This window comes from Maribacter luteocoastalis (assembly GCF_048890225.1).
Lineage (GTDB): Bacteria > Bacteroidota > Bacteroidia > Flavobacteriales > Flavobacteriaceae > Maribacter > Maribacter luteocoastalis.
Genome location: NZ_JBMFZG010000006.1, coordinates 211575 through 237963, shown reverse-complemented (window position 1 = coordinate 237963; position 26389 = coordinate 211575). Strand labels below are relative to the sequence as shown.

23 protein-coding genes are annotated in these 26389 nt (G+C 40.2%); 4 read left to right on the top strand and 19 right to left on the bottom strand.

Features of this window, described 5'->3' with window-relative positions; all coding sequences use genetic code 11:
- Positions 1 to 2: 2 nt before the first annotated feature.
- The 4 genes from ACOCEA_RS13390 to ACOCEA_RS13375 all read left to right on the top strand — a co-directional run bounded on the left by ACOCEA_RS13390 (position 3) and on the right by ACOCEA_RS13375 (position 5685).
- Positions 3 to 1118, top strand: coding sequence for an alpha/beta hydrolase family protein (locus ACOCEA_RS13390; RefSeq protein ID WP_420756759.1), 1116 nt, complete (start codon positions 3 to 5; stop codon positions 1116 to 1118).
- Between the two features lie 28 nt (positions 1119 to 1146).
- A complete protein-coding gene (locus ACOCEA_RS13385; RefSeq protein ID WP_420756758.1) occupies positions 1147 to 2286 on the top strand; it encodes an FAD-dependent monooxygenase in 1140 nt (379 codons plus the stop codon).
- Positions 2287 to 2302: 16 nt separating this feature from the next.
- Positions 2303 to 3262: a fumarylacetoacetate hydrolase family protein gene (locus ACOCEA_RS13380; protein ID WP_420756757.1), complete on the top strand. Its 960-nt coding sequence runs from the start codon at positions 2303 to 2305 to the stop codon at positions 3260 to 3262.
- 248 nt (positions 3263 to 3510) lie between these two features.
- Positions 3511 to 5685, top strand: coding sequence for an alpha-glucuronidase family glycosyl hydrolase (locus ACOCEA_RS13375; protein WP_420756756.1), 2175 nt, complete (start codon positions 3511 to 3513; stop codon positions 5683 to 5685).
- A 100-nt stretch (positions 5686 to 5785) separates the two neighbouring features.
- On the opposite strand, the gene ACOCEA_RS13370 is transcribed toward ACOCEA_RS13375, so the two are convergent.
- From ACOCEA_RS13370 to ACOCEA_RS13280, 19 genes are all read right to left on the bottom strand, one after another.
- Positions 5786 to 7279: a DUF1593 domain-containing protein gene (locus ACOCEA_RS13370; RefSeq protein ID WP_420756755.1), complete on the bottom strand. Its 1494-nt coding sequence runs from the start codon at positions 7277 to 7279 to the stop codon at positions 5786 to 5788.
- A gap of 12 nt (positions 7280 to 7291) precedes the next feature.
- Positions 7292 to 8473 carry an alpha/beta hydrolase gene (locus ACOCEA_RS13365; protein ID WP_420756754.1) on the bottom strand — a complete coding sequence of 394 codons (1182 nt, stop codon included), beginning with the start codon at positions 8471 to 8473 and terminating at the stop codon, positions 7292 to 7294.
- 10 nt (positions 8474 to 8483) lie between these two features.
- Positions 8484 to 9971, bottom strand: coding sequence for an FGGY family carbohydrate kinase (locus ACOCEA_RS13360; protein ID WP_420756753.1), 1488 nt, complete (start codon positions 9969 to 9971; stop codon positions 8484 to 8486).
- 6 nt (positions 9972 to 9977) lie between these two features.
- Positions 9978 to 10949, bottom strand: coding sequence for an ABC transporter permease (locus ACOCEA_RS13355; protein WP_420756752.1), 972 nt, complete (start codon positions 10947 to 10949; stop codon positions 9978 to 9980).
- 20 nt (positions 10950 to 10969) lie between these two features.
- Positions 10970 to 12490 (bottom strand): sugar ABC transporter ATP-binding protein, encoded by a 1521-nt coding sequence (locus ACOCEA_RS13350; RefSeq protein ID WP_420756751.1) that lies wholly within the window; start codon positions 12488 to 12490, stop codon positions 10970 to 10972.
- Between the two features lies 1 nt (position 12491).
- A complete protein-coding gene (locus tag ACOCEA_RS13345) occupies positions 12492 to 13109 on the bottom strand; it encodes a DUF2291 family protein (RefSeq protein WP_420756750.1) in 618 nt (205 codons plus the stop codon).
- A 2-nt stretch (positions 13110 to 13111) separates the two neighbouring features.
- Positions 13112 to 14059 (bottom strand): D-ribose ABC transporter substrate-binding protein, encoded by a 948-nt coding sequence (locus tag ACOCEA_RS13340; protein ID WP_420756749.1) that lies wholly within the window; start codon positions 14057 to 14059, stop codon positions 13112 to 13114.
- 2 nt (positions 14060 to 14061) lie between these two features.
- Complete coding sequence (locus ACOCEA_RS13335; protein WP_420756748.1) at positions 14062 to 15480, bottom strand: DUF1593 domain-containing protein; 1419 nt, start codon at positions 15478 to 15480, stop codon at positions 14062 to 14064.
- Between the two features lie 7 nt (positions 15481 to 15487).
- Positions 15488 to 16456: a transketolase family protein gene (locus ACOCEA_RS13330; protein WP_420756747.1), complete on the bottom strand. Its 969-nt coding sequence runs from the start codon at positions 16454 to 16456 to the stop codon at positions 15488 to 15490.
- Positions 16457 to 16462: 6 nt separating this feature from the next.
- Positions 16463 to 17287 carry a transketolase gene (locus ACOCEA_RS13325; protein ID WP_420756746.1) on the bottom strand — a complete coding sequence of 275 codons (825 nt, stop codon included), beginning with the start codon at positions 17285 to 17287 and terminating at the stop codon, positions 16463 to 16465.
- An 8-nt stretch (positions 17288 to 17295) separates the two neighbouring features.
- Positions 17296 to 18708, bottom strand: a complete 1413-nt coding sequence (locus ACOCEA_RS13320; protein ID WP_420756745.1) for an L-fucose/L-arabinose isomerase family protein — start codon at positions 18706 to 18708, stop codon at positions 17296 to 17298.
- Positions 18709 to 18734: 26 nt separating this feature from the next.
- A complete protein-coding gene (locus ACOCEA_RS13315; RefSeq protein ID WP_420756744.1) occupies positions 18735 to 19508 on the bottom strand; it encodes a DeoR/GlpR family DNA-binding transcription regulator in 774 nt (257 codons plus the stop codon).
- Positions 19509 to 20045: 537 nt separating this feature from the next.
- Complete coding sequence (locus ACOCEA_RS13310) at positions 20046 to 20429, bottom strand: NAD(P)-dependent oxidoreductase (RefSeq protein ID WP_420756743.1); 384 nt, start codon at positions 20427 to 20429, stop codon at positions 20046 to 20048.
- Positions 20430 to 20445: 16 nt separating this feature from the next.
- Entirely contained in the window at positions 20446 to 21300 is an 855-nt protein-coding gene (locus ACOCEA_RS13305) for a CPBP family intramembrane glutamic endopeptidase (protein WP_420756742.1), read from the bottom strand.
- A gap of 83 nt (positions 21301 to 21383) precedes the next feature.
- Positions 21384 to 22472, bottom strand: coding sequence for an adenylate/guanylate cyclase domain-containing protein (locus ACOCEA_RS13300; RefSeq protein ID WP_420756741.1), 1089 nt, complete (start codon positions 22470 to 22472; stop codon positions 21384 to 21386).
- Between the two features lie 28 nt (positions 22473 to 22500).
- A complete protein-coding gene (locus ACOCEA_RS13295; protein ID WP_420756740.1) occupies positions 22501 to 23268 on the bottom strand; it encodes a DUF6090 family protein in 768 nt (255 codons plus the stop codon).
- A gap of 22 nt (positions 23269 to 23290) precedes the next feature.
- On the bottom strand, positions 23291 to 24343 hold the full coding sequence (locus tag ACOCEA_RS13290; RefSeq protein ID WP_420756739.1) for a serine hydrolase domain-containing protein: 1053 nt from the start codon (positions 24341 to 24343) through the stop codon (positions 23291 to 23293).
- Positions 24344 to 24395: 52 nt separating this feature from the next.
- The gene (locus tag ACOCEA_RS13285) at positions 24396 to 25493 is read right to left on the bottom strand and encodes an acyltransferase family protein (RefSeq protein ID WP_420756738.1); all 1098 of its coding nucleotides are present in this window, start codon (positions 25491 to 25493) and stop codon (positions 24396 to 24398) included.
- Between the two features lie 22 nt (positions 25494 to 25515).
- Positions 25516 to 26160: an ankyrin repeat domain-containing protein gene (locus ACOCEA_RS13280; RefSeq protein ID WP_420756737.1), complete on the bottom strand. Its 645-nt coding sequence runs from the start codon at positions 26158 to 26160 to the stop codon at positions 25516 to 25518.
- Positions 26161 to 26389 lie beyond the last annotated feature (229 nt).

Sequence of the window (26389 nt, the reverse complement as noted above, 5' to 3'; positions counted from 1 at the left end):
TTATGTGGCATTTTTTTCCAGGCAAGTACATGCCTTCTTATCAAGTAAACAGGGCATTGACCCAAGCACATTATGGAGGTGGTGAATTTGCCGAGATATTGGAGGTAGCAGGTAATATAGATCCGGACAATAGAGAAACGTTTAATCTAGAATGGCTAAAAAAAGGTGATGAGGTATATGGCTGGGCAGAGGATTATGAAAACAAAAAGGCTTTTGTTTCTGCAAGACGAACCTATTTAAGGGCTTTTAATTATTTACGGACGGCCGAGTTTTTTATGAATCTCCATGATGACCGTAAAATACCTACCTATCTAAAAGCTAGGGAAGCGTTTCTAAAGGCCATTACCTATTTTGATGAAAAACCTTTACAGGTAGAAGTCCCTTTTGAAGGATCTTTTTTACCTGGGTATCTATTTAAACCTACTGGGGTTAAAAATCCTCCGGTAATGGTTATGTTCGGCGGCTTGGACAGTTTGGCCGAAGAGCTTTATTTTGGAATAGGCAACCATTTGAATGAAAGGGGAATTGCATTGTTGGCTATGGATGGACCAGGACAAGGTGCAGCTTTGCGTTTAAATCATATTCACTCAAGACATGACTACAATGTAGCGGGTACCGCGGTACTGGATTGGGTACTGGAAAATCTTAAGGATGATGTGGATACCACACGGGTAGGTATTGCCGGTGTTTCCATGGGCGGATATATGGCAGCTCGTTGTGCAGCATTTGAACCTCGTTTTAAGGTATGTATGATATTTGGTGCTGTGTGGTCCTACTATTCGGTTTGGGAAGGCCGTAATGGAAAACATCCCTTAGCCGAAATTGTTCAACATATCATGGATGCCAATAGCTATGAAGAAGTTCTTGAGAAACTTAAAGGATTTACCTTAGAGAACGGGGTAGCAGAAAAAATCTCAATGCCCACATTTATAATGCATGGCGGAGGGGACAAACAAAACTTTGTGGAACATGCCTTAACACTGGAAAAACATCTTACCTGCGAGCATAAAATGAAAATTGTACCAGAAGGTGAAAGTGGGGCACAACATTGCCAAGTGGACAATTTTATGCCAACCTTGGATATGTATGATTGGATTGCAGAGAAAATCCACGAATAAATACGTATTGAATTAAAACTAAAAATGTATGGCAGCAGTTAAAAAAGTTCTTGTAGTCGGTGGAGGTATCGGTGGGCAATCCGTTGCGATAGCTTTGGCTAAAAATGGCGTCGATGTCACGATTGTAGAAAGATTGGAAGAGTTCAACGTATATGGTGTAGGTATCATTCAACAAGCAAATGCCCTTAAGGCATTGGATAAAATTGGTATTGCCGATGAGGCCATGAAACGTGGTTTTCCGTATGGCCAGGTAAAAATGTACACTGCTGGTGGACATCCTGTTGGTGTTGCAGGTCCGCCCCCAATGGGAAAGTACCCTAGCCATAATGGGATTTCAAGAAGAATTCTGCATGAGGTAATGTATGAGGAGGCCCAAAAATTAAATATCCCCTATAGAATGGGCACTACGGTAAAGGAACTTAAAAATAACGATGATAATGTAACCGTAACATTCAGTGATGGAAGTATTGTAACGTACGACATCTTAATTGCCTCGGATGGTATCCATTCCCAAATACGCGATATGGTTTTCGGAAAATTAAAGCCTCGCTATATGGGGTTAAGTGTTTGGCGCTACGCTTTTCCCAAGCATCCTGATTTAGATACAGGTTATATCTATTACGGTAAGCAGAGTAAAATAGGGTTCATTCCCATGTCCAAGGATAGTATGTACATGTTCTTGGTCTCTGCTGAAGGAGCTGATAATCCTTGGATAGATAAATCTGAATTCGTTCCAAAATTAAAGGATTATCTCTCTGAATACGATATAAAAATAGCACAGGATGCCCGTGCCCAGATCAAGGATCCGAATCTAGTCAATTATAGGCCTTTGGATGCTGTGCATCTTCCAGACCCATGGTACAAAAAAAGAGTTATTGTCATTGGTGATGGTGCCCATGCAACAGTGCCACAACTGGGATCTGGTGCGGCATTGGCTATTGAAGATGCGGTAGTGTTGGCAGAAGAGTTGAAAAATGCCATAAAAGTTGATGATGCCTTTACAGCATTTATGAAAAGGCGTTACGACCGTTGTATGATGGTGGTAAATGCTTCAGAAACATTGGCGGAATGGGAATTATTGGAATTTGAAGGGAAACCCCTTCCAGCAGGTGCCCATCCTGGAAAATTAATTGGTCAGGCCGTAGGAGGTTTAATGGCTCCATTTTAATTGATAAAATACGAACATGAAATTAGTAACTTATAAGGACAAGCGAGGGAATACGAGTATTGGTTGGTTAAAGAACGATGGTATTATAGATATGCCAAAAGCAGATTCAAGACTTCCCAACAATATGCTATCTTTTATCGATGACCATGAACTATATTTTAAGATTATCAAGGATAATAATCTAGAACAAATTGATGCACACTATAGGTTAAGTGATGTACAACTTCTTGCCCCCCTACCCAATCCTAGAAGTTTTAGGGATTATATAGGTTTTGAACAACATATGCTAAATGCGAGCAAATCATTTGGACATACGGTTGGCCCAGCTTGGTATGATATGCCCATTTTCTATTTTACCAATCATCATGGTGTATATGGTCCGGAGGACGAAATTCAGCGCCCAAAAGGGGAAACCAAATTGGACATTGAATTGGAAATGGCAGTGGTTATTGGAAAAAGGGGAAAGGATATCAAAACTGAAAATGCAGATGATTATATTTTTGGATATACCGTCTTCAACGATTGGACGGCCCGCGCTATTCAAAAACATGAAATGACGGTTCCGTTGGGCCCACATAAAGGAAAGGACTTTGCAAATGCGATTGGACCTTGTATCGTTACCAAGGATGAATTTGAACAATACCGTTGTGGTATTTCCAGGGAAATACACCCAGAGCATCTTGCTATGCCAAAAACGACTGATGGCCGCTTTGATTTAAAAATGACTTCCCGGATTAATGGAAAAACCATTTGTGAGGGTAACTACAAAACGGTGCATTGGACTTTTCCGCAAATGATGGAACGTGCCTCTGAAAATAATGTAACCCTGATGCCGGGTGATATTCTAGGTAGTGGAACCGTAGGATGGGGTAGCCTAATAGAAAACAATTTTACAGTTCATAGACCATTGGAACCTGGTGATGTGGTAGAATTGGAAATTGAAGGAATAGGGGTTTTGAGGAATACAGTTATCTAATTTAAGTTTTGGAACTTTGTTTAGAGGATGTCTAAAAAGTCGGGGCTACGGTCATTTCGAGCGGAGTCGAGAACAATAAACTACTGAGGCTTAAGACATCTCGACTCCGCTCGATGTGACAGTAAGGTCATTATCAGACTTTTTATACATCCTCTTTTTTATCCTAATAATTGGGGTATAAATTCGCTAAAGGTCCTTTTTGTATCTTTAAAAATTCGTTACAATACTTATCAATTTTTGAAAATATAATGATACAATTAAAACACGTACTTGTTCTAGTATTCCTATGTGTCTTTTCTGGAATCTCACAATCAACCAATGGTTATGAACTCTGGATGCCCTATTCCAATATAGAAGATTCTTCCCTGACCAAGAAATATAGAGATTATTCCAAATCGATATATTTTCCAGGTTCTACCGAGACACTTATGATAGCCAAAAACGAACTTCATACGGGTTTAAGGAAAATGCTAGGACTTGCTAGTATTCCTACTAATTCAAATAGATTAGAAAATACCATGATTATTGGTACTAAGGAGAACTTAAATAGTGATATACAACAATCACTATCTAAAGCGTATGTAGAAATTGGAAACGAAGGATTTATTATAAAAACGGTATCTATCAAAAGTAAAACAGTTTTAGTTGTGACCGCCAATACGGATATCGGAATACTTTATGGTGTATATAGGCTACTAAACCTTATGCAACAACATAAAAATCTTCACAATATCAATGCAGTAGATACTCCAAAAATTAAACTCAGAATGCTTAATCATTGGGATAATTTGGATCGTACCGTTGAACGGGGATACGCCGGTTTTTCTTTATGGAACTGGCAAAAACTTCCTGAATTTATTGATCAGCGATATATTGATTATGCCCGTGCAAATGCATCCGTTGGCATTAATGCCGTTTCCTTGACCAATGTAAATGCAAACGCTTTAATACTTACCCCAATGTATCTCGAAAAAGTAGAGGCATTAGCTAGGGTATTTCGCCCGTATGGCATAAAAATATATTTGACGGCCAGGTTTTCTGCACCTATTGAGATAGGGAACCTAGAAACCGCAGACCCCTTAGATCCTAAGGTTCAACAATGGTGGGTTCATAAGGCAGATGAGATTTACAAATTAATCCCAGATTTTGGAGGCTTTTTGGTAAAGGCTAATTCAGAAGGGCAACCAGGGCCACAGAATTATGGCAGAAACCACGTAGATGGGGCCAATATGTTGGCCAAAGCACTGTTACCCCATAAGGGGAACGTAATTTGGAGAGCATTTGTGTATTCTGAACATGATGCCGATGACCGTGCCAAACAAGCGTATTCAGAGTTTGTTCCTTATGATGGTAAGTTCATGGAGAATGTATTGGTGCAAACCAAGAATGGGGCAATAGACTTTCAACCTCGGGAACCATTTCACCCTATGTTTGGTGCCATGCCAAAAACTCCGTTGATGATGGAATTTCAAATAACCCAAGAGTATCTGGGTTTTAGTACACACCTTGTATTCTTACCTAAACTTTTTGAGGAAGTCTTGGATGCAGATACGTTTAGAAAAGAAGAAAATAGTACGGTAGCAAAGGTTATCGATGGTTCTCTACACAATCAGAAATTGACCGGCATGGCAGGTGTTGCCAATATAGGGACAGATTTAAATTGGACAGGCCATCCCTTTGCGCAAGCCAATTGGTATGGTTTTGGACGATTGGCATGGGACCCTTATCTAAGTTCAGAAACCATTGCCGATGAGTGGCTACGGATGACTTTTTCTAATGATGAATCTTTTTTGGAACCTATGACGAGAATGCTTATCAAATCTAGGGAAACCGTAGTGAACTATATGAATCCATTAGGACTACACCATATTTTTGATACCGGACACCATTATGGGCCCGGCCCTTGGGTCAGTGAATTAAGCAGACCCGAATGGAATCCTACCTACTACCATAAAGCAGATAGTCAGGGTATTGGATTTGACCGAACTCCAAGCGGAAGCAACGCTACAGAACAATATGCAAAACCATTGCAGGAACTTTGGAATGATCCACAAACAATTCCAGAAGAATATTTACTCTGGTTTCACCATCTTCCATGGGATTATAAACTTAAAAACGGAGCAACCTTATGGGATGGGATAGCTTTGAAATACCAACAAGGTGTTGACGAGGTTGCCGGAATGATAACCACATGGAGTATAATGAAGCCTTTTGTTTCCAAAGAACAACACGAAGAAGTAACTATGTTATTGGAAATTCAATTAAAGGAAGCCAAATGGTGGCGCGATGCTTGCTTATTATATTTTCAAACTTTCTCTAAAAAAGATGTACCAGACGGTGTGTCTAAACCCTTGTATAGCCTAGAGTACTATAAATCACTCAAATTTCCATTTGCTCCGGGTATTAGACCGCAGTGGGATTGATGGTAAGGTAATTTTTTGTATTTAGCGGTTGTAATTCAAAATACTAGAAAAAGAATGGGAAAAAGCCCAAAATATAATTTTGGGCTCTAGTAACTACTTATTATTGAATCGAAATAATCACTCTTTGATATCTGGTCAGCGCAGGGAAACCGGTGTCGGTTCCTTCAACAATAATGTGGAATTGGTCTCCCGTTTTAGCCGTTTCCGGAATGTGTACAGTGGCTATGTTATCCTTTGTGGCCACTTCAGCATTTCCACTTCCAGCTTCTTCATAACACCAAGCAGCAAGCGCCACAGGATGATTATCCAAATCTTTGGTGGATAGGTTTAATGTGATGGTATCACCCGGTTGGACACTAATAGCCGTACCTTCGGATACATTGATTTCCGGTGCGTGGTTGGCTTCAGCAAATGATTCCTTACACCAATCGGCACGGGCGGCAAAATCCAATTGCATTGCTTTTATCCAACGGGTCTGAGGATAGCTTTTGTCCATTTCCCCGGTTTCTGGATTCAAATCCGCTGCATGGTCCCCATCCTCATATCGGTATGGATTTTCTTCCGAAAGGACAAAACGGCCGCTCCAACCACCTCTAGATGGATCATCATAATTGTTGAGTCCCACATCTACCAAATGCAAAAAAGCGGGACTGTCACCTTCGGAGATAAAATCGTATTTGGCAAAATCTCCCCGTTCCGTATTGATGATTTTTGAAATGTCACCCTCAAAGTGGTTAGGATCTCCTTCTTGTTTTTGTCCGTCGCCATAGGAGTAATATTTCTGTAATAATGGACCGTGATCGTTTATAATGTTGGGGCCCATAAAGCTACCTTCTAGATATGGTTGCTGGCTTTGGGGAACCACTCGTTTCCATGGGTAGGCAAAGCACCAAAATTGATTGGCATTATAAAAGACCCTGATTTCAGGCCAATTAGGACCAATGTATTTTTTGTACGTGGCATCTTGGTCCATAATCGTATAGATGATGGCTTTTTTTGATACTTTTTCCTTAATCGCCTCCCAATCCTTAGTACCCGAATAATCTTCTTCTATGGATTTAAGGGCACGGGCTATGGTATTGGTTCCGCCCCAAGCCTGTAAGAACAGGTCTCGGTCATCATTATCCAATAATTTTTCCTTGATTAGCTCGGAGCCTTCGGTACGTTTCTCCATTTCCCCTTCAAAGTCGATGTTTCCTACCCGTACCATACCCAAGAGTTTTTCAGGGGAAGGGAAGTTTTTATCGTGTAAAATTAGATTTGGATATACTTTACCATAGTCAGCCAAGAGTTCTTGTATCCATTGTGTGCCGGGCCATCGCAGATCAGTCAGGTCTTCCCCATAGATCTGTTGGGTCATCTCCATTTCGGAAGTAAACTTGGTGCCTTTTCCATCACCCTTCCAGTGCCACATAGAGCTAGAATAGACCAAACCTTGGGTCTCAAATTCATTTGTGTACAACAAGAACCTAATAAAGGTATCTACATCATCAATTTCACCATCAGTGGTTACTATGGTCCGTTTGGGTGTTTGTTGTGCCGTAATGTGGCTCAATGCAAAAGCCAATAGCATTAAAAGTGCCCATTTTTTCATTTTCATCGTATTTTATTTAAATAGTTGAGGGGTGATTTCCTTTAAATACAAGCGCCATGACTGCCAATCGTGCGTTCCCTTGTTTTCACGATAAGTATAATCAAAATCAATGGAATCATATAGCGCTCTTAACTTTACCCCGGTCTCATACAAAAAATCATCGGTGCCCATACCTATCCAATACATTTTTGGGTTGGCCTTTTTAAGGGCAGTCAATTGGTCTATATGCTTTTGCTGATCGTAATTACCTCCTGTACTCGCATTGAACGACGAAAACAAGCCCATACTCATTACCCCAATATAGGTAAACATTTCAGGATTGGCATTGGTAATGTTCTGTGTTTGGTAACCACCCATTGAAAAACCTGCTACTGCCCTTTTTTCGGGTGTTGCCATTACGCGATAGTTTTTTTCAATGAACGGGACAATGTCATTCACCAAACTTTTTTCATACCGTTGTGAGGCCATAGATCCAATACCTCCCTCAGATTTTACTGTCGGATTTCGGCTTAACGGTGCTGCGGGGGTATCTGGATTACCATTAGGCATTACCACAATCATTGCCTCTGCCTTACCTCCCGCAATTAAATTGTCCAAAATAAAATTAGTCCTGCCCCTACTCAACCAACATTCCTCATCACCTCCACCACCGTGTAATAAATACAATACCGGATATTCCTTGTCGCTGCTTTCATAACCTGGGGGCAAATAAACATGCATGCGCCTAGTACAGTTCAAGGTAGGGGAATCATACCATACGGAATGTACGGTACCGTGGGGCACATCATTTGCCAAGTACACCGAAGCACCCTCGCCAGGTATTTGTAACATGTTCATGATCCAAGCACCATCCCTTGTTACCATTTTACTGTTGGGGTCCAAGGCCGAAACGCCATCGACTACATACTCATATTCATAGACATTGGACGCTAACGGACCTATTTTTGCCTCAAAAATAGAATCTTTTTTCACCATTTCTATACGTTTGGCTGGGTCCCAAGAACCCCATACCACCACGCTATTGGCATCAGGTGCCTTAATACGGAACTGCACCGAATTATCCTCTAAAATTTCCAAAGCCTTATAACCAGGTTCTGTTCGTTGGGCCTGGGTTGTATTACAAACCGTCAAGAGTAGGGCCAATGCAACTAAACCAACGTGTTTTTTAATGCCATTCGATACTGTTGTTTTCATAAAAGTGCTTTTATTCTGTTGTGTTATTAATTAATGCCGACCATTTTTCGTATTTGGCGGTTAGTTGTTCTTTTTCTTTGGAATCGCCTACTTGTTGAGTGGATTTTAAACTAGCTATATGTTCTAGGTCTTTGAAAATGCCTGTTTGTAATCCGGCTAAAAACGCAGCGCCTTGGGCTGAAATATCCGCATTGTCCTGTACGTTGATTTTGGCATCTATCAGGCTTACCAGACCTTGTTGTACAAAATTGTTTTTGGACAATCCTCCGTGCATGGCTATTTGGGCAATAGGTTGTTGTAAATCTTTTTGCATGGCATCGACTACGGCCTTGATCTGAAAACAAATGGCTTCCAAGGTTGCTTTTACGATATGTGAAGCGGTAGTACCAAAGGTCAGCCCATGAAAAGAGGCCCTTCGGTCCATTTGCCAAAAAGGTGCCCCAAGTCCGCTAAATGCAGGTATTAAGTATACCTCCGAGGGTTCTTGTACCGATTTGGCCATTACTTCTGTTTCTTCGACAGTTTCAATAATATTCATAGATCGTAACCATTCTACCATAGAGCCACAGGCTACAATAGCGCCTTCCCAAGCATATGCTACCTCATTTTTGGTACTCCACCCAATGGTGCTCAACAAACCATGAGCCGATTTCACCGGTGTATTGCCAACGTGCATTAATAGCGATGAGCCAGTCCCTAAAGTCATTTTGGTTTCTCCTATCTGAAAACAGGTCTCTCCAAACATAGAAGCATGGGAATCACCGATCATCGAAGTGATCGGAACCTCATTATCCAATAAGCCAAAAAGGGATGTTTCCCCAAATTCATCGGAAGAAGACTTAATAGCAGGAAGTTTTAGGTTACCTAATTCCCATTTATCAAGAATTTCTTGGTCCCAATCCAAATCCTTTAAATTAAAAAACAGGGTTCTTGATGCATTGCTATGGTCCGTAAAATAAGATTTCCCGTTAGTGAGGTTGAACAATAACCAAGTGTCTACCGTACCAAAAAATAGTTCCCCATTTTTGATTCGCGCTGCAATTTTAGGTTGATGCTGCATGATCCAAAGTAATTTGGTGCCTGAAAAATAAGGATCTACCACGAGGCCCGTTTTTTCGTTCAACCAGGCTTCTTGATCTTTAATGGTACCGCATATTTCGGTAGACCTTTTACAAGCCCATACAATGGCAGGGTAAACAGATTTTCCATTTTTATCCCATAAAACAAATGTTTCCCGTTGGTTGCTAATTCCTATTGTATCTATTTTATGAAGTTCAACGCCATCCAAACAGCTAGTACAAGCCGCTTCAACACTGTTTAAAATATCCTGTGGATCTTGCTCTACAAACCCATTGGGCATGTAGTCTGTTTTTAAGTGGGCCGTAGCTTTTTTAACAACTAGGCCCTCATCATCAAAAAGGATCGCTTTTGTGCTACTGGTGCCTTGGTCTATAGCTAATATATAAGGTTTTGACATGCTCATTACATTCGTGTTCATTACGGTTTAATCTTCGTTTGGATGATTGATCCTGTCCATAATAACAGCTATTAAAATAACGAAGCCCTTTATGATTTGCTGCCAAAAAGGGGAGACGTTCAATAATACCAAACCACTGTTCAACACACCTATGATGAGTGCTCCCTGTACCGTTCCCATGATGGATCCCCTTCCTCCTGATAATGATGTACCTCCAATGACCACCGCAGCAATGGAATCCAATTCATAGCTCATACCGGCATTGGGTTGGGCAGAATCCAAACGAGAGGTTAAGATAATCCCACCGACCGCGGCCAAAATTCCCGCAATCGCGTAGACCCAAATTTTCACTTTATTGATGTTGATGCCTGACAATCGAGCGGCACTCTCATTACCTCCAATGGCATAGATGTGTCTACCAAAAACCGTTTTATTGGTCAGAACAATGGCAAATATCACTACGATTGCGGTAATCCATACGGGCATGGGAATACCCAAAAACCAGCCGGTACCAATAAAGGCAAAACCTTCACCAAATCCTGTAATTGGGAATCCACCGGTCCATAGCATGGTTGCACCCCTCGCAATGGTAAGCATAGCCAAGGTGGCCACAAAAGGGGGAACCTTAAATTTGGTGATCATCCAGCCATTGAAAGTACCCAAGGCTCCTCCCATAACCAAACCGGCCAATATGGCTCCAAAAACCGTAAAGCCTATGAATACATTTAGCGATGGAATCTCTATCCCGTTTTTTAATAGGCCTGCAGTGATCGCACCGGCAAAAGCCAGCATGGACCCCACGGATAAATCGATACCCTTGGTAAGTATCACTAAGGTCATCCCTACGGAAATACATACGTTTATAGATATCTGACGCATAATGTTCCACCCATTTTCCGGGGTCAAAAATTTGTCGGATAAAAGGGTCAATACAATACATAGCACCACAAGTGCAATGATGGATTGGAACTTCAACAATGTGCTTTTAACATCGGTCATTTTGGTCGGTTATAAGTTTTTTATAAAATAGCGGCCTGCATTATAGCTTCTTCATTGGCCGTTTCCTGACAGAATTCCCCGCTGATCTTGCAATCGCTCAAAACAAGAATACGGTCCGAAATGGATAGGATTTCCGGTAGTTCAGAGGAAACTACAACAATACCCAAGCCTTCTTTGGCCAAATCATTGATCAAATGATATATTTCATTTTTGGCATTTACATCGATACCCCTTGTGGGCTCATCCAAGAAAAGGACTTTTGGATTGGTGGCCAGCCATTTGGCCAATACCACTTTCTGCTGGTTTCCACCACTTAAATTTTTTGAAAATTGCTTTTCGGAAGGGGTCTTTATTTTTAAGGCCTCAATATATTTTTTCGATAATTTGGCTTCAGAACCTTGACTCAATAATCCATTCTTGACCACATTCCAAATGCTGGCCATGCTTATGTTTTTGGATATTTCCATCTGCAATACCAGTCCATTTAATTTTCTATCCTCAGGTACCAGTCCCATACCACCTTTTATGGCGTCCATTACGTGTCTTAATCGAACAGGTTTATTATCAATGTATACGCTACCTTTCATGGTCTTGGGGTGCAGTCCAAAAATAGTTTCCAATAATTCTGTCCTTCCGGCACCCATAAGACCGAATATCCCCAACACCTCTCCTTTTTTTACATTGAAATTGATGTCCTTAAAAATATAGTCAGATGCATTATTGAACCTAGGTAGGCCCATGTTTTCAACCCGAAGTACTTCCTCACCTAAGGGTACTTCTTCTTTTTGGAATACATTTTTTATATCCCTGCCCACCATTAAACGAATTAAGTCTTCCTTTTTGGCCTCTGCCGCATCTTCAATAGTACCTACCATTTTACCATCACGTAGACCAATAAAGCGATCGGCAATGACAAAAAGCTCATCTAACTTATGCGAGATGTATAAAATGGCAACTCCTTGTTTTTGTAAGTTTTTAATAATCCTGAACAAAGAGGCTACCTCGGTATCTGAAATGGCAGATGTAGGTTCATCCATGATAACTACACGTGCTTCCTCCAGGAGGGCCTTCGCTATTTCTACGAGTTGTTGTTCCCCTACTCTTAGTTCTGAAACCAATGTTTTTGGTTTTAGGTCACAATCCAAACGAGTGAGTAGTTCCTTGGTCTTTGCGTTCATGGCTTTGGAATCCAAGATGCCAAAAGCGTTATAAATTTCCCTACCTAAAAAAATATTTTGTGCGATACTTAAATAGGGAATCAAGTTCAATTCTTGGTGGATGATGGCGATACCATGGGCCATAGCCTCTCTAGGATTGCTAAAATGAACTTCTTGGTTGTCCAAAAGCAAAGTGCCTTCATAAGTAGGGTACACACCGGATAAAATTTTCATGAGGGTAGATTTCCCTGCTCCATTCTCACCTACAATAACATTTACCTTACCGGCATGTACCTGTAGGTTTACATTCTCCAAAGCGGTAACCCCACCAAATCTTTTGGTGATGCCTTTGGCCTCTAGTATGATGTTAGGTGTGTTTTCCAATTTAATCGTTAAAATTTATACTGAGGGGAATCACTTTTAAACTGTTTAACCGAGGGTCGGTAATAGCAACGGTAACGGCCCCTTTGAAGGAGATGGTATCATTTTCCTTTACTCTTGACTTGAATGGTGCTACAATCGTTTCCCTTACAATAGTGTTCAGTTCTATGGAAATGGTATTGAAATCCATAGTGTTCTGATAGTCCCCAATATTGGCCATAGCACTCCCATCCCTAATGGCATTACCGAATATGAAGTCTGTGGCAATATACATTCCGCTTCCGTTTTCAAGGGTGAGGACCACATATTCTTCTTCAATGGAAGAGACAGTACCTTTTCCTTCCACAATAAAATTATAGGCATCGCTGATTCCTAGCCGTTTTCCGTTTTTCTCACAATAACCAGAAATGTCATTGGAAATATTTTGAAGGAAATCCGTAGCATTTATTGCTCTTAAGCCTTGTATTTTACTGTTCATGAAATCCTCCGCATACGCTTTAGCATTGAAATCAGTATCATTTTGGCGTTGTTTGATCTCATCTAAAGGTGATATAGTAACCGACCCGTAAAGGGCCATTAGCACTATAATTGTTAGGACTGAATATTTTACTAGTTTACCCATAATCAATTTGATGTACCGTAAGCACCGAATTCATCGATGTTTTCTTGTGTAACGACTTTTACCTGCAGGGGTGTTTTTTTAGAGAAATCCCGCTTTCCTTTTAGGTATTCATCTGCCAATTCTGCAGCCGTTTTCGCCATTTGTTTAGGCGATTGCATGGCCGTGGCCTCAATTTTTTTATCCTTGATGGCGTCCATAACATCCTTGGCCCCGTCAAAACCAAAAACCATAACACTATCTGCCTTGCCCGATGCAACTAAAGCCTGATAGGCACCCATGGCCATAGCGTCATTTCCACAAAATACGGCATCGATATCAGGGTTGGATTGCATGATGGATTCCAACACCTCCATCGCTTTGCTACGGTCAAAATCAGCACTTTGCTGTGCCACCATTTCCAGGTTTGGAAAATGATCCACCACACTATGAAAACCTTTTGAACGGTTCCAGGTATTATTATCACCAACCAAACCCAATAGCTCTACATACTTCCCTTTTTTGTCCAGTTTGCGAACAAAATATTCACCCAGTTCCACACACCCGGTAAAGTTGTCAGATGTAATCTGTGAGGTAGCTACCTCTAAGGAGTTTATTTCGCGATCCATGCAAAAAGTGGGAAGTCCAGCTTCTTTGGCCCTTTTTACATTAGAAACGGAACCTTCAGAATCCGTAGGATTGAACAAAATGGCATCAAACCCTGCAGCTATAAGATTTTCAAAGTGCTCAGCTTCTTTTGAAGTATTGTTCTGGGAATCAAAAATTGTTGCTTCATATCCCAGTTCACGAGCCCGTTCCGCAGCCGATTCACCCAATACCACAAACCAAGGATTGTTCAAAGTAGAGATTACCACAGCTACTTTTTTTGGGCCATTATTGCCATCACTTCTTTTGCAACCTATGGCACCTAAAAGAAAAAACAATACCCAAACTATGATAGAATTGGTCCTCATGATTATTTAGGTTGAACAGTTACAATAACTCTTTTATATCTGGATAAAGCCGGCATTCCTTTATCGGTTACCTTGAGTATAAAATGGAGGGTCTCTGTTTTATCAACTTCTGGAGCTTTGATGGTATGCACAAAATATAAATTATCGGATAAACCATGTTTGATTTCCTTATTATAGGTACCCACTTCTGGATATTGAAACCACAAATAACTTAAACTATCTCCATCTGGATCCGTTGTGCCACTGGCATCAAGACCAAAAATCTCGCCAGATGTAACGGTAATCTCCTCTGTATGCCCTAGTGCAGGTACTGGTGGGTGGTTTGCCTCTTCATAACTTTGGGTAGTCCAGTCCATTCTAGCAGCAAAATCATTTTGAAAATCATCACGCCATCGCCAAAGTGTAACCTTGTTATCGGTAAAAGTTATGGTGTCCTTCCGAACAGTTCTTCCAAATTCATTGGCAATCACAGGACTATAGGTGTCATTGGCATTCGTCCAAATGGGTCTGGTCTCCTTTTCAATGGGAACACCACCAGTAATGCCTTGTGCAACCGAGTCTGGACGGTACAATTCGTAACGACCGCCCCAGCTCCCCCAGTTTGGTTTTTCAGGATTGTTGAGACCATTGGGGATAACTGAAAGAAATGCCGGGGTATCACCTTCCATACCATAAGCCACATCCGGATACATAGCACCTAAGGGGCCATGGCCCTGCTGGATGTTTTCCTTTAACCATGTATTGCTAATCGTCTTGTTGTCAATACCATCAATTGGTCGGTTAATGGCTATCCATGTGGCGCTAAAATAACCCCCTGGACTTACAATATAAAAGAGGTCAGGAAACTCCTTACGGATCCAAGCCGCACTATCATCCTGATCTGAAATAGTATATACCCTAATTTTTTCAATTAAACGGGCAGCTTCTTTTTTACTTTTCGTATCGCGTATTTCCCATAAAGCTTGTGCCAACGTATTGGGTCCTCCCCAAACAGAAATATATACTGGTCGATCATCCTTTTCTTCCAAGACTTTAATAATCCAATCGGAACCTTCAGAATCTTTACCTTTTCCAACACCTTCCATACCATAGAGCGGTAATCCTTTTTTGACGAGGGCCATTAGGTCTTCTTTCAACGGAAAGCCTTCTTCGTGTTTTACAAGATTGGGTTGTACTTGGCCATACGCATTCAGGATAGTTTTTATCGTCTCAGGTACCACCTTGGATTTTTGATGTACGGAAGTGGTTGCAATCAATCCTTCTATTTCAATTTGATTTGAATAGAGGAGCAGGCGCACCAAAGTTTGGGAGTCGTCTGGATCTGCTTCAATATCGGTAAGCACTAAAAGTCTATTTTTTTGTGCCAAACACGCATTGGTAGCCAATGACAATAACGTTATAACTAAAAACAAATACCTCATGATCATTTTATTTTATTAATTGTAATACAGATTTGGCAATCCCTTCTTGTGAAATTCCATAATGGTTAAAGATTTCTCCCTGTGATCCAGTAACCGTGTATTCATCTGGAATGGCTATAATCTTAAATGGATTGGTACATCCTTTTTGGAAAAGATATGAAGCACAGGCTTCACCCAAACCACCATTTACCATATGTTCTTCAACGGTTACTATTGGATTACCTTTGGAGGATAACCGATCCAATAGTTCGGTATCCAATGGTTTGACGGTGTGCATACTAACGACTCCAGCTTTTATTCCATGTGCTTCTTCCAAGGCTTTTGCTGCCAGCCATGCCGGATAAACCGTCTCCCCGTTCGCAATTATGGTTACATCCTCCCCTTCTCTAACAACGCGACCTTTCCCAAACTCAAAATTTTGCTCGGTTTCACTTAAGAACGGCATCGCTTTTTTTCCAAATCGCAAATAAATAGGTTGATCCAGTTTCGCTGCTTGCAGCACGGCCTGTTCCGTCTCAAAATTATCGGCAGGGGCAACAATTATAATATTGTTGATAGCCCGCAGCGCGGCAAAATCGTGTAAACTATGATGTGTAGTACCCAATGCACCGTAACTTACCCCGGCACTTATGCCTACCAATTTGACAGGATTGTCAGAATAGGCAACATCATTCTTTATCTGTTCCAGTGCCCTAGCACTCAAGAAGCAGGCCGGAGAAACCGCGAATGCTTTTTTTCCGGCGGACGCCAACCCCGCAGCAACTCCAACAAGGTTCTGTTCGGCAATCCCCACCTCTACGATTTGCTTGGGATATTTTTCGGCAAAGGGCACCAATTTTCCAGAACCGCGGGAATCACTTGTTACCGCTAAAATAGACCTGTCCTTAGACGCTAATTCCTCCAAGGTCTTCGCAAAAACCTCTTGATTGGCCAGGCCCATTTTTAAATCCTTTTCCTCTATCTTATCTAACTGCATAGTTCTTTAGATTAGCGCTTCCGCTTCGGTTAATTCTTTTTGTGCCAAATCATATTGTTCAGGACTCGGTACTCCGTGATGCCATTTTAGGTTGCCTTCCATATAGCTAATCCCTTTTCCTTTAATGGTATGTGCTATAATGAAATTTGGCTTTCCTTTCTCAAAAGGTCCACTGTTCAAGGCCTCTTCCAATTCCCTAACATCATGCCCGTCCACTTCTTTAACTGCCCAACCAAAGGACTCTAATTTCTCACGTACCGAAGCGGTATTCATGACCTCTGTATTGGACCCCGTGATTTGTTGTTTATTGTAATCCAAAATGGCATACAAATTATCCAGTTTATAATGGGAGGCTGCCAAAAAAGCTTCCCAATTAGAGCCTTCCGGAAGTTCTCCGTCACCCAACAAAGTAAAAACACGGTGCTGTTTATCGTCCAATTTTGCGGCTATGGCCTCACCAACACAAATGGGTAATCCATGTCCTAAGGCACCTGTATTTTGCTCAACACCGTTTACTTTTTTTGTTGGATGCCCTATATAATGTGATTGGTACCTACATAAGGTTTCCAAGTTCGATTCCGGAAAAAAACCTCGATCTGCCAGGGTAACGAAAAGTGCTTCCACACAATGCCCCTTGCTCTGAACATAACGGTCACGGTCTGGATTTTTAAAATCGGTTGGATCTACATGTAATACACGATTATAGAGCACGTTCAATATATCCGTGCAGGATAGACTACCACCGGTATGCCCCGCTTTTGCCTTATAGATATACTTTAGAAGTGTCTTTCTAAGATATATTGATTTTAATTTCAATTCTTTATCCGTCATTTCGAATTTTATTTGTGGTTGTAGATTTCCCAACCCATATAATTACCTAATGCTTCTTCAAGTACAGCACCGGTTTTGGAGGCGTTCATCACTACATGGTGCTCAAAACCATTTCTGCAGACATAGTTCATCAATCCTTGTAGGTCGTTGATTTTGGCTACAGCCCTATTTCCAAATGTTTTTAAGGGATCATCGGTAAGTTCGCCTTCACCAATGTATGCCTTTATGATACCTTTTGGGTCATCTGTACTTATTCTTCCATAAGTCAATGGATTGGATGGCGTACGCCCGTCCAAAGCGCCATGGGTATTTTCAACACCAACAGAATTCCCAAGGATTGGAGCGTTACTGATTTGAATATCTGGCAAGAAGGACTTGGCCCAGTTGCCACAATGGAATAGGACACATTTATTTGGATCATCTGCATAGTTATTGTTCCAATCTACCAATGCACTTGGCGAACCAGAGGCCAACTGCATGGCGTACATACTTAAGGTACCCGTAACATCTACCTCACAGGCCGATGGAAGCATATTTTCTGACATGATGCTCATACTTGTACATACATTACATCCAAAATTCTGTTGCAGCGAGGTCCAACATTGAATAGCAGTAGCATCCAAATCATATTCCTCGACATACTGATTCAATACCACATCTAACTTTGCCATTTGTATCATGGCGGCATCGGGGGTTTTCCCTTTTGGGGCATACGAATTTATAGCATCTAAATGTTGTTTCACCACAGCGTCATCCTTAGTAAGCTTGTCCGCTTTACCAAGAATCTCGGATAAATCTACCGTAGTGACCGTAATACCGTTCCGTTGTAAAATTTTCTCGGAATAACGCACCGTGTTGAACGCGCCAGGCCGTGCACCAACCGCACCAATTCTAACATTACGCAAGCCTTTCACTACTCTACAGACCGCAACGAAATTGAGTAGGTCTTGCTGAAAAGCTTTTTCAGAAGGGAACATTACATGTTGGCTCGTCAATGAATATTTTATTCCGTACTGATATAAATTATTGCATACCGAAATTTTACCACACCATGAGTCACGCCTATTGACCACATTCATCTTCGAAAGCTCATCTGGATATGCCTGAATTAAAACAGGTACGTTCAAATTGGCCAGTTTTAATGTATCGGCCACACCTCTTTCATCTCCAAAATTTGGCAAAAGCACAAGAATACCTGCAATCTCAGCACTATGTTTTTTAAAGAGCTCGGCACATTTTTGTGAATCTTTATAGGTTTCTACACCCCCCAATTTAGTATCTGTGGTTTCCAACAATATTGGCTTTAGACCTAATATTTTAAAAACTTCCAAAATTTCGGTCCTTGCTTTGTCTACCAAGCTATCTGGAAAAAAATCTCTGTTACCTATAATGATCCCTATACTTAAGGCGGATTTTGACATGTTTATAGTTTTATTAAAAAGTTATATTATGTATTAGATTTTGCTATGATGACCTCGATTTCATTGTCTTTAAGTACTTGCTTGTCCTTTTTTTCCATGCCCGCATCCGTAATTATATAATCAATCAAAGAAAGTGCCCCTAAACTAGCTAAGGCATTTTGACCAAACTTTGTATGATCAGCCACTAAATAGGTAATTTGGGCAGCCTCTATCATGGCCTTTTTTACAACCAGATCACTAAGACTTGGATAGGTGAGTCCCGACTTCAAAGAAATTCCTGCTGTGGCCAGAAATAATTTCTGAACATTGAGCCCTTCAAAAAAATCGGCGGCTTTTTGTCCGGTTAATGATAATGTGGGCGGTTTAAATTCCCCACCGGTCATAATAACCTCGATTCCCGGTTCTGTTCCAAGTAACAATGCAATATTTAAAGCATTGGTAATGACGGTAAGGTTGGTATACCCAACCAATTTCTTTGCTATCTCCGTGGTTGTACTTCCCGAATCCAAAATAATGGTATCCCCACTTTCAATAAATTCAAGGCATTTTATCGCTATTGCCTCCTTTAAGTCCAGATTATCTTGATTTGCCAGGGTCATACTTTGTACCTGACTTGGTATATCCTTTAAAAAAGCACCGCCATGTTCGCGCACGATCAAACCTTCTTCCTCAAGTTTTTCCAAATCCTGACGAATGGTAACTTCGGTAACCTTAAAGATGCGTGCAAGGGCTACAACTTTGGCAGAACCATCCTCTTTTAGGATATCTATTATTTTTGATTTTCTTTGGTTTGCTAACATAAGAAAGTAAATATAAAATAAAATCGAAACAAAAAGAAAATAATCGAAAAATAAACTAAGTATTCGAAAGGGTTTTTTATTTAATTACTATGATGCGTGTTTTCTATATCTCATTTATCTACATTTAAAGCAAAGCTTGCCAAAACCACTTGGGTATGTGACAATCGATAAAAGGTCAGGAAAAAGTTCTTTCAAGGAAACATCCCTTAGTTAGCTTTGGAAATGGAAGCAAATATGGATTAAAACAGTGCATATTTGCAAAAAACAAGAGTTCCAATCCTGTTTCCCCGATGAACCTACTCCCAAATTGTTTGGTTATCAACAAGTTAATAATTAAGCACGAAAAGTGTTGACGGATTTGTTGACCTTTTCATAGAATTATCTAGCCAAAATATAATTTTAAAGGAAAAGACTAAAAAATAAAAAACCAGAGAATCAGTTGATTATCAGGGTTAAAATGTTAACAAAATGTTAAAGTCGAGGTGACGGGATTACAACCAATCCTTGTAACAAATTATATATCAATAACTTACGATTTCAAAAACTTAATTGTTGACCGATTTGTTGACGCAATACATATTTCATTGGTTTTACCGGTTTAATCTTCTTCATAGCGGCGCACAATCTACGGGTAGAGTCGGTTACCAATCTTCTTGGTTTGCCATATATGCCCTTAAAGTTCAAGTTGTGGCCTAGACAAGAAGCTACAGCATCACAGTCGGCCACATGCTTGGCCATTTCAGCATCGGTAAGCTCCAAAATACTGGCTTCTATTATTGTCAAACCCCTTTCATTTTTAAGGGATTCCGGTAATTTTTCCACGGACCGCACAATAGCTTTAACGTGGTGCCCTTGTTCAAGAAGTTGCGACACTAGATGTTGACCTGTTGCACCACTTGCTCCTACTACCAGTGTTGTCATTTTTTGTGTTCTTATTTTATAATTTTTCCTTCTTTGCTTTTCTCCAAAAATAGATTCCGAATAAAAAGGTGACAACGGCAAACATGATTCCGTATTCCCCGAGCCAATGTTCGCTTCCTTCAATTTTTGATGTTAAGGCCGGAAATATTTTCTGGATGTATACATTACTTACAGCGTGAAATATTACAGCTGGCCACAAGCTATTAGCCTTGAAGGTATAATAGGTCATGATAAATGACATGGATATTATGACGATCAAAAAGGTTGTCAGTTCCAAAGCGATGTTTCCACCATAGTACACAATTAAAGGCCAATGCCATGAAGCCCAAACAATTCCACTAAAAAGGGAAACACCTGTAAAAGAAAGTACTTTTCTTAACTCATAGATAAAAAAACCACGCCATCCGATTTCTTCCCCTAAGGTAGTTGCCATTGCCCTAATGACCCCAACTGTTCCTATAAGTATAATACCGACTATTACACAAACGGTCGGACTCAATGCCCCAATTCCAACTAAACCGAGTTCGTTGGCCCATTCTAATATTTGTTCGGCATTTGGTAAGCCCCCAAATCCAAAAAGCCAGATAAGTATATAGGTAATCAGGACATAGAATGCTGGGACGAAATACGATAACCGAATATATTCCCAATTTCCCCAGTCCCAATTTAAAGAAGAAATAGACCGGCCTTTAAATTTTAAGGTAATTATCGCAGCAATGGCCGGGCACCACATTAGTGCGCCAATATAAATGCTCGAAGGGTACAAATTCACTATGGCATAATGAAATATTGTACTCATAATTGTAACAATGGCCAAGAAAATGAATATTGTTTTCCATGCTTCTTTGAGTTCAAATACTTTTTCTGACATTTTTTTTATTTTATTCAAATATGACGAATCGATGGATACTATGTTACCAAATCAGTCTACCTTTAGCCAATTTTCGACACTAATCACTGCACCGTAAATAGCTCTAGGTTATCTTCTTTACCCTTTAATTCATTTTTACCCAAAGATGTAATCCGAAACTCGTTATCAAGTTGCAGCGCAGTTATCAAATCTTCTGAAACCAAGTTGTCGACATTATATTTATTACACAGACCTTGAATTCTAGCTGTGGTATTGAGCACATCCCCAGTGAAGATAATCTCTTTTTTCAACGCACCTATTTCGCCAGTTGTAACATGACCAACATGAAGTCCAGCTTTAAAGTCCGGTGCCAATCCGAAAGTAGCAGTATACCACTCCGCTCTTATACCAAGGTCTTCTTTCATGGCGAAAAAGCAGTTGATACAATTATTTGCCCTTATTCCATCTTCATATTTCCATGATATTACGACTTCATCCCCTATGTATTGATAGACTTCCCCAGAGTGACGAATGATGGCATCCGAAAAATCGGAATAATATTCCCTGAGCAGCTCAAAATATTTGATGTGGCCCAACTGCTCGGCAATGGTCGTGGAGGACTTCATATCCGAAAATAGGAAAATACGTTTTTCCTCGATCGGTTTATGATACTTTCCCGTGAAGAATTTTATCAACACCCCATGCCCTATATTTTCGCTGATTTCAGAATAAAAAAGACTTACAAAAAGACTGAATGAAATGGAAACCAAAGTACTAGCAAATTCAATACTCGGTATAAAGTTCATAAACCTCTCCCAAACAATCGAATCTAAAGGAGATACGTGCAACTCGACTCCCGCCGCAATCGGAAAGGCTATGATGATGACCACTAACAAGAAAAGGGTGTAAAAAACTACCTTGTAGCCAATTTTCTGCGAAAAACTCTTTTTACTGAAAAGATTACCCAGCCATGCCACTTCGATGGCACCGACAATTAAGCCGACTACGGTAACGGCAATGCTTGCAAAAACAAAAACCTCAGGGGTCACATTGATTGCGCTGGATATATCTAAATTTTGACCTTGTTTGACCGACTCTTGGGAAAAGAGGTTGACCCACCCCAGAACCAACCAGATCACTCCAAAAGGAAGAATCCGAGAAATGTTCCGCTTTGTTTTTGGGGATAGCACCATATTTAATTTAAATTGAACCCATTCTCAGTCACTTCTTTATTTCTGTTTCCAACAATTCAAAAATAGCATCGAGGCTTTCCATTAGTGGAACATAATGGGCACTCTCTGTTGCGTAGGCCGTAAGGATGAACGTCAGTATGTTATTCTCGAATTCTTGTGAATCCAATAGGTGAAGGTTACTGCTTGCCTTTTTTAATTCGGGTAAATCCAGTGCTGCATTTACTCCAGACAAATCGAAAATAGTACGAATACTATTTTCATTATTCCTGAACATATCAAGTACTTTTTCTCTTTGAATGGCAAGTTCGTTCTCTTGTTTGGCAATATCATCCAATGTCGATATCCAATTCGTCAAATCCATTCTCAAAACTGGGTTCGAAAGATCCTTTAAACTACCGGAATTGAGCATTTCATTCAAGAGAGAGTTGTTGGGGTTAAAGGAAATATCAGAAACAAACGAATTATAAAGCAATTCGGAAAAGTGCTTTTCCGTAATTGCAATAGTATCCTTGGAAATATGTACCATTATTTTTTTAGCGCCTTCATAATTATTCCTATTTACCTCGATCAATTCTGTCAGTTTCAACTTACTAAACTGAAATTCAGTCTTTAATCCTTTTAGATAAATTTGCTCCTTTTTTTCTAGAATCCTCATCTGTTGGCCGTTATTGATTGCAAGGGCGATCAAAATTCCAATAACCACAAGTATGATTTCCCCTAAGGCATACAATAGATAGTTGCGAAATTTATTTTCAGCAACAAGCTTCTGTCTGATTTTTCGAAAAAATTTTATCATTGGTTTGTTGTAAAATTACTGATTATGAACTTTTCTGTCTTCGTAATATTTTCACAATACGATTAATTATGATTTCCGACAAATTCCATTCATATCCCTCAAAATCGGTTGTATTTATAAATTGAACTACCACGGTATCGATGTCTTCATGATACTCGGCAAGACTTTGATAACCGGGTACTAGACCCCCATGTTCATACTCATAGATGGAGGAATAGATCTCCTGTTCTCCTTCTTTGAATACAGAACCATCGTTCAATGCCCTAAGAAATATGCCAACGTCTACCGCCGTAGCCAACATTCCGTTTTCGTTTGTCTTAAAATCTTTGTCAATGCCTACATAATAACCGCTCATCACATCATCTATATTTACTTCGTTAAGCGAAAAGTATGTGTTATTTAGTCCAAGAGGAATTAGAATTTTTTCTTTGATATATTGTTCATGACTATACCCTGTCACTTTTTCGATTATTCGACGAAGCAATAAATAGTTCGTGTTTGAATATTCATACCCTTCATCAGGTTCAAAACTAGCGGGTAGATCAAGAGCGAATTCCAGCGCTTTTTTACCATTTTCCTGTTCGTTTTCCCAATACCTAGGGTTATCGGTAAAATTGGGAATGCCACTCCGGTGTTGTACCATTAATCTTAACCTGATTTTTTCTGCATTTTCTATTCTCCCTACAAGTTCAGGAAAGTAATCAGCGAGCGTTTCATCTAAGGACAAACGTTTGTCTTTGGCTAGTTTAGTAATGGCAACTGCAACATATAATTTGCTGATACTGGCTATTTTGAACAAGGCTTTCGGGTCGGCTGGTATTTTGTTTTGTCGATCTTTCCAACCACCTGTAAAAAATGCGGGTGGTTTGCCCGCTTGGTCCACATAAACGATCATTCCATCAAAGCCATGGCCTATCGCTTCATCTACTTGTTCTTGTACCGTATCCGGTAACGGTAAAATCCAAGCCTTTACCAAAATCCATGGTACAAAGAACATGGAGATTAGAGTGCCTACAAGCAATACGACTCTGAACACCTGTTTTGTTTTTGTGATTTTTCTTTTAGTAGTATTCATCAATTATAGATAGTGTATTTTCAAATCTTATATCAACGTGAGGCTTAATTTACTAAATTTTCGATTTAGTAGGTATTTTGGTTTTGGAGCTCCAACCTTTCGAAATCCATTTCAGTCCAAACAAAGGCCTTAAGAAAACGACTCTCCGAAGGATAAACTCATAAATAAGAAAGCAAGCAATAATCGTAAACACAGTGATAGCCATGAATTTTAGGAAAACGGGCATATCCAATGGTAAAATAAACATAGCCCCGCCATATAATACGAACATATGGATAATGTACACAGGATAGGCAGCTTGGCTCAAATAGTTTAGTGTTTTGCTCGGGCGGTTCAAATAGTTGTACCCCAATCCAAAAACCCCGAAAATCCAACAATTTGATTCTATAGCCATAAGGTATCCTGGTGCCTCCGTTGCAAACACAAAGAGCCTAATACTATACAAAACAGCCGCCAACCCAATATATATCCATCGCCACTTTAAAACCGTTAGCCAGAACGTTTTGCCGCTATACACGAAAAGAAAACCAAAAAAGAATGCAAGCAAGCCTAGGAAAAATCCATGCCAGGTCTGGGCATACATGGCGAATAGTTGGGGTTTTACCATTAGAGCTTCTAACACAAAAAACAAGGTAATCAACAATGGTCCACCAGGATTAGCCATAAATGCGGACAGCCATTTTTTAAACCTTTCGTTCTTTTTCTTTTTCAGATAGTAAAACAAAGGCAGTAAAAGCAATACATATGCAAAAATATTTCCTAAGAACCATAGATGCCCGGCATGAGGAAAATAGCCCAAGGGCATATTGTAATATTTCTGGAAGATAAACATATGCAATGGCGTGATGGCGAAAATTCCAAAGGAGAAAGGTAAAAAGATTCGCTTTGTCCGTTCCAATAGCAATTGCTTCCAGTTTCTTTTACGCATTGCAAAATAGAGTCCCATTCCCGAGACGAAGAATAAAAGTGGAATACGCCAAACGTTAAGCATGGTCATCGGTTTCCACAAACCTTCCAGTAGTTCATCACTTCTGATAAAGCCAATTAACATGGCCCACGGCTGAAAAATTATGGCTATATGGTAAATGAGAAGCAAGCCAATGGCAATGACCCTGAGCCAATCAATATCGTGTCTTCTTTCTGTTGTCATTGGAATATCTATTTTAGATTGATTACTGCAACATCATAGCGATGACTGGACGGGTTTTTTCGATTTCGGTCAAGTCAATTTGTAAACCTATCGGCCCTAATTGTTGCTGAAGCATTTCATAAATGGGTTTAATTTCCGCAAAAGGCCCCATAACACTTTCCCTTGGGGTCATACCAAAGTTGTTCTTTGCAGTCTTATCAGCATTGGCATCAATAAGGGACTGTACGACTTCGACCCTACAAAAGAATGCGGCCGTATGCAAAGCTGTCGCCCCATCGTTATTTTTAACTGTTAAATCCGCACCGGCATCAATGAGCAGTTGTGCGATTTTATTTTTTCCAAAACTCGCGGCAGTGATCAAGGGTGTGGCCCCAGTCATGGGGTCTTTTTTGTTCAAATCTGTTTCTGCCGAAATATGCTGTTTAACAGCTTCAAGATTATCAGATAGTATTGCAGCCTGAATATCCATTTCAGGTGCGGCGACTACCGACTTCGTTTCCTTAGTATTGTTCGCCTCGGATTTTGCCTTGTTACCAGACTGACCACAGGCCGATGTTAATAAAAGGAGAACTAATGACATGTATGTTAAGGTTCTCAAAGAAGTAATTTTAAATGTTTTATTCATGGCTTTTAATTTTAATTGGTATTCGTGAATCTTCGATTTCATTATTTAAATTTTTAATTGTTTGACTTTATTTTTACTGTTACAAAGGTCATATAGGAGCTGGCGCAAGGCATATGAGCTATGCGGAGAAAAATGTCAAGTTTCGGGAAGGGATAAAAATTATGGCGCAGGGATAGTAATTATGGAGCAAACGATGGCTCTAATACAAAATATGAAACCGTTTTCATGCGGGCTATTTCTTTACATTTATCTATTTTAGAGCTAGCAGAAA